We start from the raw sequence: 15686 nt of genomic DNA, 5'->3' as shown, positions 1-15686 counted from the left end.
GATCCCGGCTGACTGGAGACGACATGAGCAAACCGGACGTGGCCCAGATCAAGGCCTTTCTACTGCGGTTGCAGGATGAGATCTGCCATGGCCTGGAGCAGGCCGATGGCGAAGGGCGCTTCGTGGAAGACGCCTGGACCCGTGAAGGGGGCGGCGGTGGTCGGACCCGAGTGTTGCGTCATGGCGCCGTGATCGAGCAGGGGGGGGTCAACTTCTCCCACGTCTATGGTGATGCCATGCCGGCGTCGGCAACCGCTCATCGTCCCGAGCTGGCGGGTCGTACCTTCGAGGCCATGGGCGTCTCGCTGGTGATCCACCCGCACAACCCCTATGTGCCGACCAGCCATGCCAACGTCCGTTTCTTCATCGCCGAGAAAGAGGGCGAAGATCCCATCTGGTGGTTCGGCGGCGGTTTCGATCTGACGCCGTTTTATCCCTTTGCCGAGGATGTACAGCACTGGCATCAGGTGTCGCACGATCTCTGCCAGCCCTTTGGCGAGGAGATCTATCCCGAGTTCAAGGGCTGGTGCGATCGTTACTTCTTCCTCAAGCACCGCAACGAGACGCGCGGGGTCGGTGGCCTGTTCTTCGACGATCTGAACCGTTGGCCGTTCGAGGAGTGTTTCGCCTTTATGCAGGCGGTGGGGCAGGGCTACCTGGCCGCGTATCTGCCGATAGTGGCACGGCGCAAGGCGTTACTCTATGGTGAGCGGGAACGGGCCTTCCAGCTCTATCGCCGTGGCCGCTACGTGGAGTTCAACCTGGTCTATGACCGCGGTACCCTGTTCGGTCTGCAGACTGGCGGTCGCACCGAGTCGATCCTGATGTCGATGCCACCCCTGGCGCGTTGGGAGTACGACTGGCAACCTGAGCCCGACAGCCCGGAGGCATCGCTCTACCGCGATTACCTCACCCCCAGAAACTGGGTATGACATGAAGGGCCTGCGGGCCCTTTCTCGTCGCCGAGATTCGGCTTGTCCCTCGGCGGGAAAACCCGTTAAATCGGGAGACCGCCTTTCGATGGACATATTTGATGGATCGTTATCTGGTTTTTGGCCACCCGGTGCGCCACAGCAAGTCTCCCTTCATTCACACCCTGTTCGCCAGACAGACCCAGCAAGCGCTGGAGTATGGCTTGGCCGAGCCCGCCGTCGATGCGTTCGCCGCCACCCTGCAAGGCTTCTTCGCCGATGGGGGCAAGGGGTGCAATGTGACCGTGCCCTTCAAGGAGCAGGCTTTCACCCTCGTCGATCGGCTGAGCCCAAGGGCCCAGCGGGCTGGGGCGGTCAACACCATCAAGTTGACCGATGACGGCATACTGCTCGGAGACAATACCGATGGCGCCGGTCTGGTGGCCGATCTCAAGGCGCACGGCGTGGATCTGGTCGCTAGCCGGGTATTGCTGCTGGGGGCGGGCGGCGCGGCGCGAGGAGCCTTGGCACCGCTGCTGGCCGAGCGGCCGAGCGAGCTGGTGATTGCCAACCGCACTCATGCCAAGGCCGAACAGCTGGCTGCCGAATTTCACGATCTCGGCGCCGTGACGGCCAAGCCCTACGCCGATCTGCAGGGACGATTCGATCTCATCATCAACTCGACTTCCGCCAGCCTGCAAGGGGATCTGCCGCCTCTGGCACCGGCCTTGATCCATCACGAGATAGCGATCTACGACATGATGTACGGGGCGACGGACACCCCCTTCATTCACTGGGCCAAGCAACATGGTGCCCTGCAGACCATGGATGGGCTGGGCATGCTGGTGGAGCAGGCGGCCGAGGCGTTTACCGTCTGGCGCGGTATCCGTCCCGGGACCAAGCAGGTGTTGAGGGAGTTGAAGCGTAACCTGGGGATCCTGTGAATCAGGGCTGAGTACCTTGTGCCCCGAGTTGATGCTGCACCACATGAGCAGTAAGTGGCTTGCAGGCTTTCTGACCGGACTGAGAAGGCATAAATAGACAGCCACCTCTGTTGCGGTCGGCTAGGCTGCGCTGGTTCGGCTGATCCTCGCTAGAGAAGTGGCTTTTTCTACGCTCAACAGGGTAGAGATAAAAGAAAAAGTGCTTCAAAAACAATTATTTAAGTTGTTTTCATTCGATCGTTCTGAAATGTTCTCAAGTTTTTTTTCAATACAGCGGAACTTGAGCGAAACGGCGCTGACTAACTAGATAGTTGAGGAAGTGCTAGCTAGTCACCTTTATAACTCCCCGGTATTCATACTGGGGATTTTTTTATCTATATGAAAAATAAAGTAATTTATCTTATCTATTTTCGTTGAAACTAAATTACATAAATTACTTTCACCTTTTGCTGCTTTGATGTACAGTTCTGGACGTAGGGTACAGAGGTAAGATGTTCTATCTTTCAGACCTTTTATTTCACGTAATTGAATGTGGCTGAATAGCAGCCCCGATGAGTCATCGTCGGGGTGTTTTTTTATGCCTTTCGTTTAGAGTAAATGCTTTAATTACGTTGATTTTTTGCTAGAATGAGATGTTTCTTGAGGAAAACCAATCGTCTTTGTTCTCGAGAATTAGCTTTTTCCCAATTTTTTGAACTCATTGCTTCAGGCCAGACCGCAGCTAGCGGGACTGGCCTCATTTTTATACCATCCACTATTACGTCCTGTAATAAACTTTCATTTTCGTGCCTGAAACGCCTTTGATAGGCCACCTGGCGTTGGAATAATGAAAACGTTGTCAAAGAGACGAAAAGTTAATTCTTTAAGCAGCCTAACTAAATATCTGGCTGATCTTTAATGGTTTTTGTAAAACGATTGAGTGCGGGGTTGCAAGGGCAGGAGGCCTGGAGGGATTGAACGTCTTTCAATCAGCGGAGGGCCAACTCCGCTCATTGCCGCAGGAAGAGGAGTAACTTACTCCTCGACCTGATTGTCTTCGTCAGTGTCTATCGGCTCTGCATCGGCGCCGGACAGGTACCAGCCGGTCAGGGTTTGAGCGAGTTTTTCCACTCCAATCTGGTTGAGCGAGGAAAACGCTTCAACCTGGATCTGAGGACCCAGATTGGCGATAGCCTGACGCACCTTGATCACCTGGGTGTTGCGGGGGCCTGGGCTCAGCTTGTCGGCCTTGGTCAGCAGCAGCATGACCGGCAGTTCGCGGTGAGAGCTCCACTCCAGCATGTTCATATCGGTTTCCTTGAGCGGGTGGCGGATATCCATCAGGATCACCAGACCTTTCAAGGACTCACGGCGCTGCAGGTATTCTGCCAGTGACTTTTGCCACTTCAGCTTCATTTCCAGCGGGACCTGGGCATAACCATAGCCAGGCAGATCGACCAGACGTTTGCCCGGTTCCAGCTCGAACAGGTTGATCAGCTGAGTACGGCCCGGGGTCTTACTGGTCCGTGCCAGGTTCTTGTGTTTGGTTAAAGTATTCAATGCAGATGACTTACCGGCGTTGGAACGGCCGGCAAACGCAATTTCGACACCCCCATCATTGGGTAGGTGGCGGATGTCGGGTGCGCTGGTCACAAAATGCACCTTATTGAAATTCAGAGTTTGTGTATCCAACGTAAATTCCCCATAGAGATAGAGGGTTATAGAGTTACTTTTATGTGAAATCGTGTAAAATAGCGTCGCTTAAACGCGTTTATTTTAACATGCCTTCAGCGGCATGGGATCTGGAAGCCTAATAACGAGAAAGTTGGAACGCCATGAAGAACCTAGTCATTACTCTTGCTCTGATGGTTGGCGTAACGGGGATGGCACAAGCCAAGGGCGATGCCGCTGCGGGACAAACCAAGGCTGCCGTGTGTGCGGCTTGTCATGGACCGGACGGTAACAGCCCAGTCGATATGTATCCCAAGATTGCTGGTCAGCACGCATCATATATCAAAAAACAATTAGTTGAACTGAAGGCTGCAGCTTCTGGCCAAACTGGCCGGGTTGCTCCCATCATGGGACCCATGGCGTTGCCCCTGTCCGATCAGGACATGGATGACCTGGCCGCCTACTTCTCCACCCAGAAGGTCACTCCGATCGCCGTACCCGATGATGTGGTTGCCGCCGGCAAGGCACTCTACATGGGAGGCGACATGAGCCGTGGTCTGGCTGCCTGTACTGCCTGCCATGGACCGCGTGGTTCCGGCATTGAGCAGGCCAAGTATCCCAACCTGTCGGGGCAGCATCCTGCCTATATCAAGGCCCAGCTCATCGCATTTCGCACTGCGGCCCGTGAAAATGATCCCAATGGCATGATGCGGGATGTGGCCAAGAAGCTGACAGATCAGGATATCGAGGCATTGTCCAAATACGTGTCTGGCCTGCACTGATAAATACCTGCTGTTTATCTTCTTGAAAAGAACGGGGAACCATTGGTTTCCCGTTTATTTTTGACCTTTAAAACCATTTTTCATAAATGGCTCGCATTGTTGTAAGAGATCTCCCATTTCAAAGTCCGGTCCGGGCTGAAACAAGCGACAGCTTTCATTATGGAAGCTATAACTTTCAATATGTTAAATATGAACTGGCAAATTATCTTCGTTTGAAAACATTTTGAGTGGATTGAGCCATTTTGCCAAGTTGCTACAGTGGATACATGGAGTGACCCAGCGAGCCGATTCATGCTCGGGAAGGTTGGACAGGGAGTCGGCTCAGTCCACGACAAGTGATGAGCACGGATTGAAAGACCAGGATGGTGACCGCTCTGGACGAGCGGGGCTGCGGGAGGCAACCACCCCGGATGGATGGCAGGATGTCATCGGGACGGGTCAGGCAAGCACACGCACATTCAGGATTGACCAACAAGGGTCAGGAAGACCTCAAGATATGATGCGCAGAGGTACGCCTGGGGAAAAGGCGATTTGCAGCCAGGGAATGGGACTCGCATAAACATATCAAGGCAGCTTCGGCTGCCTTTTTTCTATTGGGTCATTAACCCGCCTAGCCATTCTGTGTCAAAATACCAGCAACATGCCCAGAGGATGCCGATCCTGCGGTGTTCAGCGGTCAAATATGGCCGAATTGGCGCAGGATCCCACTCTTGTTCCAGATTTACTGTTCCCGCTTCAGCATCTTCCCCGGACGAGAACATCCCGGGTTCGGGCTTCAATCCAGTTATTTGTCGGAGTCATTCATGTCGGCCAAACAACCCACCCGCAAGCCTACCGGCAAGCGCAAAGAATCAGATACCAGTGCCCTGGAAGGCCGTGAGCGTAAACGCGCCGCCAAGCGCAAGGGCTTGAAGGCAGGCTCCCGCCAGCAGACAGAACAGTCTCATAACAGCGGTAACAAGCAGCCCAAGGATCCGCGCATCGGTTCCCGCAAGCCGGTCGTGCTGATCATGGACGAGAAGAAAACCAAGTCAGTCGCTCCCAAGCCGCTAAAAGAGAAGCTGTTGGTGATGACACCTGAGCAGGAACTCGCCTCCATCGAGAACGATGATCGTCTGAACGACCTGCTGGATCGGCTGGATAACGGCGAGACCCTGGAAGCGGCCGAACAGAGCTGGGTAGATCAGCGCGTCGATCGTTACCAGGAGCTGATGGACGAACTCGGCATCATCGACACCGATGAAGACGAAGATGACGATGCTGTATTTGAAGAGGCCGACTTCGACGAGCCGAGCCAGCCCGCCTCCGAAGAGGAGTTGTGGGAGCGCTTCAACCAGGCCGGTTATCAGCCTGAACCCAAGCCAGAGCCGAAGAAGAAGTGATGAGTGGATGGATGCTGGCTGCCCTGTTGGGTGGCCTTGTCTTGCTGGGGCTGGCGGTTTACGCCGGTACCCTGCTGGCCCGTCTCAAGCGCCAGCGCGATGCGCAGCAACAGGCCATCGCGGCCCGCAATGAACGCATCCTCGACAGCGTCAGGGTGATCGCCCATGCGGTGCGGGACGGGCAGTGCGACTATTCGGAAGGGGCCATCCGTCTGACCAACCTGCTGGATGCCCTGCAGATCAAAGGCGGGCGCGTGTTTGCCAGCGAGTTCCCCGGTCTGTATGGCCTCTATGAGAAGGTGAAGGAGATGCCGACTCACGAGGCGAGGCGCGCACTCAAACGCAATGAAGTGATGAGAATGGATCTCGAGCGCAGCGGCTACGAGGCCGAGCTGGAGGCGCAGATCCTCAAGGATGTGGCCCAGCTGAAGGATTTTCAGTTAAGCCGTTGATAAAAAAGAAAGAGGAAGCAAGCGTGCAAGTAGAACAGATTGTATGGGACCAGGCCCTGATCGAGAAATACAACTACAGCGGCCCGCGTTATACCTCCTATCCCACTGCGCTGGAGTTCAACGAACAGTTCGGCTACCCGGATTTCGTTCACGCCGCAGGCCAGTATCCGGCCCGCAACCTGTCGCTCTACGTGCACATCCCTTTCTGCCACAAACTCTGCTACTACTGCGGCTGCAACAAGGTGATCACCCGTCACCAGCACAAGGCCGATCAGTATCTGGATTTCCTCGAGCAAGAGATCAAGGCGCAGGCCCTGCTATTCAAGCACCGGCTGGTGACCCAGCTGCACTGGGGCGGTGGCACTCCCACCTATCTGGACGAAGCCCAAGCCCGCCGCCTGATGGCCATGTTGCGCGAGCACTTCCAGTTTGCAGACGAAGGCGAGATCAGCATCGAAGTGGATCCGCGAGAGATCGAGCTCAACATGCTGGATGTGCTGCGGGAGCTGGGCTTCAACCGCATCAGCCTTGGCGTGCAGGACTTCAACAAGGCGGTCCAGGTTGCGGTCAACCGTGAGCAGGACAACGACTTCATTCGCGCCATGCTGGAGCATGCCCGTAAATTGGGTTTCCGCTCCACCAACCTCGACCTTATCTACGGATTGCCGCACCAGAACCGTGACAGCTTCCACCACACCCTGGAAGAAGTGCTCAAGACGGATCCGGCCCGCCTCTCCATCTTCAACTACGCCCACCTGCCGAGTCGCTTCGCCGCCCAGCACAAGCTGAAAGAAGCGGACATGCCGGCGCCCCGGGAGAAGCTGGCCATGCTGCAAGACACCATCGCCTTCCTCACCGGCCAGGGCTACCAGTTCATCGGCATGGATCACTTCGCCAAGCCGGATGACGAGCTGGCGGTGGCCCAGCGTGAAGGCAAGCTGCACCGCAACTTCCAGGGTTACACCACCCAGGGGGATTGCGATCTGTTGGGCCTCGGCGTCTCCTCCATCAGCATGATCGGCGATGCCTACTCCCAGAACCAGAAGGATCTCAAGGCCTATTACGCTCAGGTGGACGAGCTGGGCCATGCCCAGTGGAAGGGGTGTTCCCTCAATCAGGATGACCTGATCCGCCGCGAGGTGATCAAGCGCCTCATCTGCGACTTCTCTCTGAACTTTGCCGCCGTCGAGCAGGTCCACGGTCTGGTCTTCAAGGACTACTTTGCGGAAGATCTCAAGCTACTGCAGACCTTCATCGACGACGGTCTGGTGCGTATGATGGACGATGGACTGGAGGTGGTCTCCACCGGTCAGCTGCTCATCCGCAACATCTGCATGTGCTTCGATGTGTACCTGCGCAGCAAGGCGCGTCAGCAGCAGTTCTCCCGAGTGATCTGACGGCAGCCTGCCCGAAAGCATAAAAAAAACCGCCTCTCGGCGGTTTTTTTATGGACGCTGAGCGAACCTTAGCGGTTGGCGGCGCGGGCGCTCAGTTCGGCCTTCTCGGCCTCGCTCAGGAAGGCCAGTGTCAGACCATTGCGCTGTGCGGTGCGTATTTCATCCGCAGTCATGCCAGCCGCAGGGGCTACGACCTCGTATTCGTATGGCAGATCTATGCCTTCAACAGCAGGGTCGTCGGTATTGAGGCAAGCCAGTACGCCGGCGGCCAGGAACTGGCGGATCGGGTGCTCGGTCAGACTTGCCACCGTGGTGGTCTGCAGGTTGGAGGTGAGGCAGGACTCGATGCCGATGCGATGCTCCGCCAGATAGGCCATCAGGGCCGGATCCTGGATGGCCTTGACGCCGTGACCGATACGCTCGGCCCCCAGCTCGCGGATGGCCTGCCACATGCTTTCGGGGCCCGCCGCTTCACCGGCGTGAACGCTGACCCGCATGCCGGCATCACGTACCTTGCGGAAGTGGTCGGTGAACAGCTCGCCGGGGAAGCCCAGCTCGTCGCCGGCCAGATCGATGGCGACCAGGCGATCACGGTGAGCCAGGCAAGCTTCCAATTCGGCATGACACTGTGCGGTGCCGAAGGTGCGGCTCATGATGCCGATGAGGTTGGTCTTGATGCCAAAGTCACGGCTGCCGGCGGCGACGCCGTCGATGATGGCTTCTACCACGCCTTGCGGGTGCAGCTTGTGGGCCATCGCCATGTAGGCCGGGCTGAAGCGCAACTCGGCATAATCGATACCGGCGCGCAGCAGGTCTTCCACGTTCTCGTAGGCGACCCGGCGACAGGCATCGTAGTCGGCCAGCACGGCCACACCCCAGTCCAGTTTCTTCAGGAAGGCGACCAGGCTTGGCTCGTTTTCGACGATCTGCACGTGGGGGCGCAGCGCCTCCAGCTCATCGGCGGGCAGCTGGATGTTGTGCAGACGACCCAGCTCGAGAATGGTCTGCGGGCGGATGTTGCCATCCAGATGGCGGTGCAGGTCGGTCAGGGGGAGGGATCTGTCAATCATGGTGGCGCCTTCTGCGAGTCGGGTTGGAAAGCCTGCCATTCTAGGCAGGGCTCCTAAAAAAGATACCCCGTTTGCAAGCAAACGGGGTCTTATTGGTCGGCGATGCGTCAAGGCGTGATGGTAATCGTTTTTCCCAACGGCTTAAGGGATATCGAGTTCCTTCAACTTGCGGGTCAGGGTATTGCGACCCCAGCCGAGCAGGCGAGCGGCCTCTTGCTTGTGGCCGCGGGTATGTTCCAGCGCCGTCTCCAGCATGATGCGCTCGAATTGGGGCAGGGCATCGGCCAGGATGTCGGTCTCACCCAGCGCCAATTTGCTGGCCACCCAATCCTGCAACTGCTGTTGCCAGCCGCCGGCCGCGGCGGGCTGGCCGGGTTCCGCCGTGCTGGTGATGGGCGTCAGCAGCTCCGGCGGCAGATCGCTCACCAGTACCTCCTGGCCCGAGGCCATCACCGTCAGCCAGCGGCAGACGTTCTCCAGCTGACGCACGTTGCCCGGCCAGGACAAGCGGCTGATATAGGTCTGGGTGTCCGGGTGCAGGCTCTTGGCCTCCACATTGAGCTCCTTGGCGGCGCGCAGCAGGAAGTGCTGGGCCAGCTGGGGGATGTCCTCACGGCGCTCCTTGAGGGCCGGGATGTGGATACGGATGACGTTGAGACGATGGAACAAGTCTTCGCGAAACTCGCCATCGGCAACCCGTTTCTCCAGATTCTGGTGAGTCGCGGCGATGATCCGCACATCCACCTGCACCGGTTGATGGCCGCCGACCCGATAGAACTGGCCATCCGCCAACACCCGCAGCAGCCGGGTCTGCACATCGAGCGGCATGTCGCCGATCTCGTCGAGAAACAGGGTGCCGCCGTCGGCCTGCTCGAAGCGGCCGTGACGGATGTTGTTGGCACCGGTGAAGGCCCCCTTCTCATGGCCGAACAGCTCGGATTCGATGAGATCTTTCGGGATGGCCGCCATGTTAAGGGCGATGAAGTTCTTGTGGGCGCGCGGGCTGTGCTTGTGCAAGGCGTGGGCGACCAGCTCCTTGCCGGTGCCGCTCTGGCCGTTGATCAGCACAGAGATGCTGGAGCGCGACAGTCGACCGATGGCGCGAAACACCTCCTGCATCGCCGGCGCCTCGCCGATGATCTCCGGGCTGTTGCCAGGCTCCTGCTGGCGCGCCTTGCGCTTGGTGCGTTGCTCTTTCAGGTGATTCTCGGCGCGGCGTACCAAGGTGACCGCCTCGTCGATGTCGAACGGTTTGGGCAGGTATTCGAAGGCGCCACGCTGGTAGGCGTTGACCGCGCTATCGAGATCCGAGTGGGCGGTCATGATGATGATGGGCAAGTCTGCCTGACGGCGATGGATCTGCTCCAGCAGGCTGAGACCGTCGATGCCCGGCATGCGAATATCGGACAGGATCACGTCGGGGGAGCGGATCTCCAGCGAGCTCAACAGGGCCTCGCCATCGGCAAAGCTCTCGCATTCGAAGCCTTCGCTACCCAAGGTGCGCTCCAGGACCCACCGGATGGAGCTGTCGTCATCGACGATCCACACTTTTGCTGTCATGAGGTTCCCTTATTTGCGAAGCGGTAGGTAGATGGTGAATTCGGTGTGGCCGGGCCAGCTGATACAGTCGATGCGTCCCTTGTGCTGATCGATCAGGTTCTGGGCGATGGAGAGGCCAAGCCCCGTGCCTCCCTCCTTGCCGGTGATCATGGGGTAGAACAGGGTGTCGCGGATGGCATCGGGAATGCCGGGGCCGTTGTCGATGATCTTGATCTCCGCCGCCAAGCGGTAGCGCTGACCGTGGATGGTGATCTGGAAGGCGGTACGAGTCTTGATGCGGATGAGCCCGGTTTGTTCCCCCAGCGCCTCGGCGGCGTTGCGCACCATGTTGAGGAACGCCTGCTGCAGCTGATCCGGCTCCATCTCGAATTCCGGGATGCTGGGATCATAGTCCCGCTCGATGCGGATCTGGGGCGGCAGCTCCAGATCCACCAGGCGGCGCACCTGCTCTAGCACCGAGTGCACGTTGTGCATCTGATGACGACCCGGCCGCTGGGGGCCGAGCAGGCGATCGACCAGCACCCGCAGCCGATCGGCCTGCTCGATGATGATGCCGGTGTATTCGCGCAAGGCCGGATCTGGCAACTCCTTTTGCAGCAGCTGGGCCGCGCCACGCAGCCCGCCCAGCGGATTCTTGATCTCGTGGGCCAGGCCACGCACCAGCTCCTTGGCAGCCTGCTGCTGGGCATGCTGCTGCAGCTCCTGACTGATCTTCTTCTGCTGATCGATCTTGCGCAGCTCCACCACCATCAGCCGTTGCTCATGCTCGCCGAGGGTGTCGGCCATGGGGCTCACGCTGATCTCGACCAGCCTGGGCTCCCCTTCCACCACCAGCGTGACTTCGCTGTCGGTGAAGCCTTGCCCTGAAATGAGGCACTGCTTGAAGCGTTGCAAGTCGAGGGAGATGTGCTCAAGCAGATGGGGTAGCTCGATCCCGATCAATCGTCGTTCGCTGAGGGAGAGCAGCTGTTCGGCCGCCGGATTGACGAATTGAATGCAGAGCCGTTCGTCCATCAGGATGACGGCGGTCAGCAGGTTGTCCAAGAGTGTCTTGGCATGATCCGAGCGGGTTGGCACAGGTTTCTCCCTAAAACGGTGCTACACACCAATGATGCACCGATATGGTGCATTTAGTTTACCCGCATCGGTGTATCACATCACCCCTAATCAGCCTTGGGGGTGGGTTTGGGAGTGGGATCGACCGTCGTTCTGTGCAGGTAAAAGGTGACTGGCTTAGATTTAGCAAGGATCGTACCGTCTTTGGCGAGCAGCTCGAGTTGCGCCTCGTGGGCGCCGCGATCGAGGTTCTCGACCCGGATCGCCAGGCTGTTATGAACGAGGGGGGCCGCCTTGCCGTTCAGGGTAAGACGCACATCAAATTGCACCGGCGCGCGGGGAGTGACCTCGGCCTGGAACACCACGTTGCCGGTATTGTCACGCAGAGTGCTGCCCGGCTCGGGGGAGATCAGCTCAATGGTTGGCTGAACGCTCTCCTGCGCCTTCTTGGCATCGACGCCGGTCAGGCTGTTGAAGTTGTCGACCTGCACAGAGTGGGGGGAGCTACCGATGAGGGGCGAGACCCGCAGGTCCAGCTCCTTGGCATTCTTGCCGGGGGGAGGGGCATCGGTGTAATGAGTGATGCCATTGGCATCGACCCAGGAATAAACCGTGGCGGCCTGCACGGTGCAGATCATCAGCAGCAGCCCCGGTGTCCATATCGGGTGTATTGTCTTCATCCATCTCTCCTTGACGGTATTCTGCTTAATCCTATCAGAGAAAAAAACGTTAGGCGGATTAGTGGCTTGGTTGTGATGAGACGCTGCCGATGGCGGCCTGATCCGGCCGGCAAATCTCACACGGCTCCCGGGCAATACCAATAAAAAAACCCGCCAGTTGGCGGGTTTATCAGGATCTAGCAAGCGAGCCGGCTTAGACGGAGTAGTACAGCTCGAACTCCAGCGGGTGCGGGGTCATGCGTACACGGTCCACATCGTGCTGCTTCAGCTCCAGATAGGAGTTGATGAAGTCATCGCTGAACACGCCGCCACGAGTCAGGAACTCGCGATCCGCGTCCAGTGCGGACAGGGCTTCGTCCAGGGAGCCGGCAACGGTCGGCACTTCGGCGGCTTCTTCCGGCGGCAGGTCATACAAGTTCTTGTCCATGGCGTCGCCCGGATGGATTTTGTTGATGATGCCGTCCAAACCGGCCATCAGCTGGGCTGCGAAGGCCAGGTACGGGTTGGCAGCCGGATCCGGGAAGCGCACCTCGATACGGCGGGCTTTCGGGCTCGGTACCACCGGGATACGGATGGAGGCAGAGCGGTTACGGGCGGAGTACGCCAGCATGACAGGTGCTTCGTAGCCTGGTACCAGACGCTTGTAGGAGTTGGTGGTCGGGTTGGCGAAGGCGTTGATGGCCTTGGCGTGCTTGATGATGCCGCCGATGTAGTGCAGCGCCATCTCGGACAGACCGCCGTACAGGTCACCGGCGAACAGGTTGACGCCGTTCTTGACCAGGGACTGGTGGCAGTGCATGCCGGAGCCGTTGTCACCGAACATGGGTTTTGGCATGAAGGTGACGGTCTTGTTGTAGGCGTGGGCCACGTTGTGGATCACGTACTTCAGTACCTGAACTTCATCCGCTTTCAGGGTGAGGGTGTTGAAGCGAGTGGCGATCTCGTTCTGACCGGCAGTGGCCACCTCATGGTGGTGAGCCTCGACGACCTGGCCCATCTCTTCCAGCACCAGACACATGGCGGCGCGGATGTCCTGGGAGGAGTCAACCGGTGCAACCGGGAAGTACCCACCCTTGACGAAGGGACGGTGGCCCTTGTTGCCGTGCTCGTATTCGGTGCCCGAGTTCCAGGCGGCTTCTTCAGATTCGATTTTGACGAAACTGTGACCCATGGTGTTCGAGAAGGTGATGTTGTCGAACATGAAGAATTCCGGCTCCGGCCCGAACAGCACGGTGTCAGCGATGCCGCTGGCTTTCAGGAAATCTTCGGCACGCTTGGAGATGGAGCGCGGGTCGCGGTCATAACCTTGCATGGTGGCCGGTTCCAGCACATCACAGACGATGTTCAGGGTGGTCTCTTCGGTGAACGGATCCAGCTTGGCGGAGGCCGCATCCGGCATCAGCACCATGTCAGACTCGTTGATGCCCTTCCAGCCGCCGATGGAGGAACCATCGAACATCTTGCCGTCTTCGAAGAACTCTTCGTTGACCTGATGGGAAGGAATAGATACGTGCTGCTCTTTACCCTTGGTATCGGTAAAACGCAGATCAACAAACTTGACTTCGTGTTCCTGGATCAAGGCCAAAACGTTCTGAGCTGACATGCTAAGTAACCTCCGGTGTTAAAACTCTTTGGGTGAATGCGTCATCACATTCACATAAGCCAGTATCGTGCCAAGTTTGTGACAGCCTGATTTCAGGGCGCTTGCACCGTTTCAGACTGCCGGGACACCCGTTCTCGTGCGCGGTTGCGCTTCAAAGTGGTGCAACCTTGGATCGTTTTGGTGCACCAGGTTGGTGCGCCGACGCGATCTGCCCCCATCTAAGCAGGCTTTCGGCACGGGGTCCATGATCCTGATCCGTTGTTGTGTGCGAATGAACTGCAATTCTGCTAGGCAGATCACAAAGGCGAGAGTACAATTAGCGCCCAATTTTACCCGGTGATTGAGGCGAGAATGTTAGAGAATTTACGCAATATTGCGATTATTGCGCACGTTGACCACGGCAAGACGACTCTGGTTGATAAGCTGCTGCAGCAGTCCGGTACTTTGGACCGCACCAGTGAAGGTCAGGAACGGATCATGGACTCCAATGATCTGGAACGGGAACGTGGCATCACCATTCTCGCCAAGAACACTGCGATCCGCTGGAACGACTACCGCATCAACATCGTAGATACCCCGGGTCACGCCGACTTCGGTGGTGAAGTTGAGCGCGTTATGTCCATGGTTGACTCCGTGCTGCTGCTGGTTGACGCCGTTGACGGCCCAATGCCGCAAACCCGTTTCGTGACCCAGAAAGCCTTCGCTCAGGGTCTGAAGCCGATCGTGGTCATCAACAAGATCGACCGTCCGGGTGCTCGTCCTGATTGGGTAATGGACCAGGTATTCGACCTGTTTGACAACCTGGGTGCGACCGATGAGCAGCTGGACTTCAAGGTTGTTTACGCCTCTGCCCTGAATGGCTTTGCCACCATGGATCCGAATGTTCCTTCTGAGAACATGGAGCCCCTGTTCCAGGCCATCGTTGACAACGTGGAAGCCCCTGCGGCGGACGCTGACGGTGGTTTCCAGATGCAGATCTCCCAGCTGGACTACAACTCCTACGTCGGTGTTATCGGTATCGGCCGCATCACCCGTGGTCGCGTCAAGACCAACCAGCAAGTCACCATCGTCGGTGCCAACGGCAAGAGCCGTACCGGTAAAGTCGGTCAGGTGCTGGGTTACCTGGGTCTGTCCCGTACCGAAGTGACCGACGCGCAAGCGGGCGACATCATTGCCATCACCGGTCTGGGCGAGCTGAAAATCTCCGACACCATCTGTGACAACAATGCCGTCGAAGCCCTGCCGCCGCTGTCCGTTGACGAGCCGACCGTGAACATGACCTTCCAGGTCAACACCTCCCCGTTCGCCGGTAAAGAAGGCAAGTTCGTGACCTCCCGCAACATCATGGAGCGTCTGAACCAGGAACTGGTCCACAACGTGGCCCTGCGCGTGGAAGAGACTGAAGATCCGGACAAGTTCCGCGTCTCCGGCCGTGGTGAACTGCACCTGTCCATCCTGATCGAAAACATGCGTCGCGAAGGTTACGAGCTGGCCGTATCCCGTCCGGAAGTAATCCTGCGCACCGTTGACGGCGTTCTGCACGAACCGTTCGAAACCGTAACCGTGGATGTGGAAGAAGCGCACCAGGGTTCAGTGATGGAGCAACTCGGCCTGCGTAAGGGCGAGATGACCAACATGATTCTGGATGGCAAGGGTCGCGTCCGTCTGGACTTCATGATCCCGAGCCGTGGTTTGATCGGCTTCCAGACCGAGTTCCTGACCATGACCTCAGGTACCGGTCTGCTGTACCACACCTTCGACCATTACGGTCCGCACAAGGGTGGCAGCATCGGCGAGCGTCAGAACGGCGTGCTGATCTCCAACGCTACCGGTAAGGCCCTGACCTTCGCCCTGTTCGGTCTGCAGGACCGCGGTCGTCTGTTCATCGGTCACGCCGCAGAAGTATACGAAGGTCAGGTGATCGGGATTCACTCCCGCTCCAACGACCTGACTGTCAACTGCCTGAAGGGCAAACAGCTGACCAACATGCGTGCCTCCGGTACCGATGAAGCCCAGGTGCTGACTCCGCCGATCCGCATGACCCTGGAGCAAGCGCTCGAGTTCATCGACAACGATGAGCTGGTTGAGGTCACCCCTAAGGCGATCCGTATCCGTAAGAAACTGCTGACCGAGATGGATCGCAAGCGCGCCGGTCGTGCTTGATATCTGTTCATCGACAGACAGAGAGAGGCCTTCGGG

At 58.0% G+C, this 15686-nt stretch carries 13 protein-coding genes; 7 read left to right on the top strand and 6 right to left on the bottom strand.

The genetic code is table 11. The features are described from left to right. Window positions 1–23: 23 nt before the first annotated feature. Together hemF and aroE are read left to right on the top strand one after the other, a co-directional pair. The gene (gene hemF / locus BN1137_RS04420; protein ID WP_050717439.1) at window positions 24–932 is read left to right on the top strand and encodes an oxygen-dependent coproporphyrinogen oxidase; all 909 of its coding nucleotides are present in this window, start codon (window positions 24–26) and stop codon (window positions 930–932) included. A 101-nt stretch (window positions 933–1033) separates the two neighbouring features. Next, on the top strand, window positions 1034–1855 hold the full coding sequence (gene aroE / locus BN1137_RS04415; protein WP_050717438.1) for a shikimate dehydrogenase: 822 nt from the start codon (window positions 1034–1036) through the stop codon (window positions 1853–1855). A 1014-nt stretch (window positions 1856–2869) separates the two neighbouring features. On the opposite strand, the gene yihA is transcribed toward aroE, so the two are convergent. Next, complete coding sequence (gene yihA / locus BN1137_RS04410; protein ID WP_050717437.1) at window positions 2870–3526, bottom strand: ribosome biogenesis GTP-binding protein YihA/YsxC; 657 nt, start codon at window positions 3524–3526, stop codon at window positions 2870–2872. A 143-nt stretch (window positions 3527–3669) separates the two neighbouring features. On the opposite strand from yihA, the gene BN1137_RS04405 reads away from it, so the two are divergent. The 4 genes from BN1137_RS04405 to hemN all read left to right on the top strand — a co-directional run bounded on the left by BN1137_RS04405 (window position 3670) and on the right by hemN (window position 7518). After that, window positions 3670–4287, top strand: coding sequence for a c-type cytochrome (locus BN1137_RS04405; protein WP_050717436.1), 618 nt, complete (start codon window positions 3670–3672; stop codon window positions 4285–4287). Between the two features lie 803 nt (window positions 4288–5090). Further along, window positions 5091–5669, top strand: a complete 579-nt coding sequence (gene yihI, locus BN1137_RS04400; RefSeq protein ID WP_050717435.1) for a Der GTPase-activating protein YihI — start codon at window positions 5091–5093, stop codon at window positions 5667–5669. Window positions 5670–5680: 11 nt separating this feature from the next. Continuing rightward, window positions 5681–6121 (top strand): DUF2489 domain-containing protein, encoded by a 441-nt coding sequence (locus tag BN1137_RS04395; protein WP_050717434.1) that lies wholly within the window; start codon window positions 5681–5683, stop codon window positions 6119–6121. Between the two features lie 23 nt (window positions 6122–6144). Further along, entirely contained in the window at window positions 6145–7518 is a 1374-nt protein-coding gene (gene hemN / locus BN1137_RS04390; RefSeq protein ID WP_050717487.1) for an oxygen-independent coproporphyrinogen III oxidase, read from the top strand. A 68-nt stretch (window positions 7519–7586) separates the two neighbouring features. On the opposite strand, the gene add is transcribed toward hemN, so the two are convergent. The 5 genes from add to glnA form a co-directional block, all read right to left on the bottom strand. Continuing rightward, complete coding sequence (add, locus tag BN1137_RS04385) at window positions 7587–8588, bottom strand: adenosine deaminase (RefSeq protein ID WP_050717433.1); 1002 nt, start codon at window positions 8586–8588, stop codon at window positions 7587–7589. Window positions 8589–8729: 141 nt separating this feature from the next. After that, complete coding sequence (gene glnG, locus BN1137_RS04380; protein WP_050717432.1) at window positions 8730–10148, bottom strand: nitrogen regulation protein NR(I); 1419 nt, start codon at window positions 10146–10148, stop codon at window positions 8730–8732. A 9-nt stretch (window positions 10149–10157) separates the two neighbouring features. Next, complete coding sequence (gene glnL / locus BN1137_RS04375; protein ID WP_050717431.1) at window positions 10158–11225, bottom strand: nitrogen regulation protein NR(II); 1068 nt, start codon at window positions 11223–11225, stop codon at window positions 10158–10160. Window positions 11226–11311: 86 nt separating this feature from the next. After that, window positions 11312–11884 carry a DUF4124 domain-containing protein gene (locus BN1137_RS04370; protein WP_050717430.1) on the bottom strand — a complete coding sequence of 191 codons (573 nt, stop codon included), beginning with the start codon at window positions 11882–11884 and terminating at the stop codon, window positions 11312–11314. A 193-nt stretch (window positions 11885–12077) separates the two neighbouring features. Further along, window positions 12078–13487 (bottom strand): glutamate--ammonia ligase, encoded by a 1410-nt coding sequence (gene glnA / locus BN1137_RS04365; protein WP_050717429.1) that lies wholly within the window; start codon window positions 13485–13487, stop codon window positions 12078–12080. Window positions 13488–13838: 351 nt separating this feature from the next. Here glnA and typA point away from each other — a divergent pair, with 351 nt between their 5' ends. After that, window positions 13839–15650 carry a translational GTPase TypA gene (gene typA / locus BN1137_RS04360; RefSeq protein WP_050717428.1) on the top strand — a complete coding sequence of 604 codons (1812 nt, stop codon included), beginning with the start codon at window positions 13839–13841 and terminating at the stop codon, window positions 15648–15650. The last annotated feature ends 36 nt before the right edge of the window (window positions 15651–15686 follow it).

Origin of the sequence: Aeromonas tecta (assembly GCF_000820185.1) — a bacterium.
GTDB classification, from domain to species: Bacteria; Pseudomonadota; Gammaproteobacteria; order Enterobacterales; family Aeromonadaceae; genus Aeromonas; species Aeromonas tecta.
The sequence above is the reverse complement of the archived record's forward strand: the minus strand, read 5'-3'. Positions and strand labels throughout refer to the sequence as shown.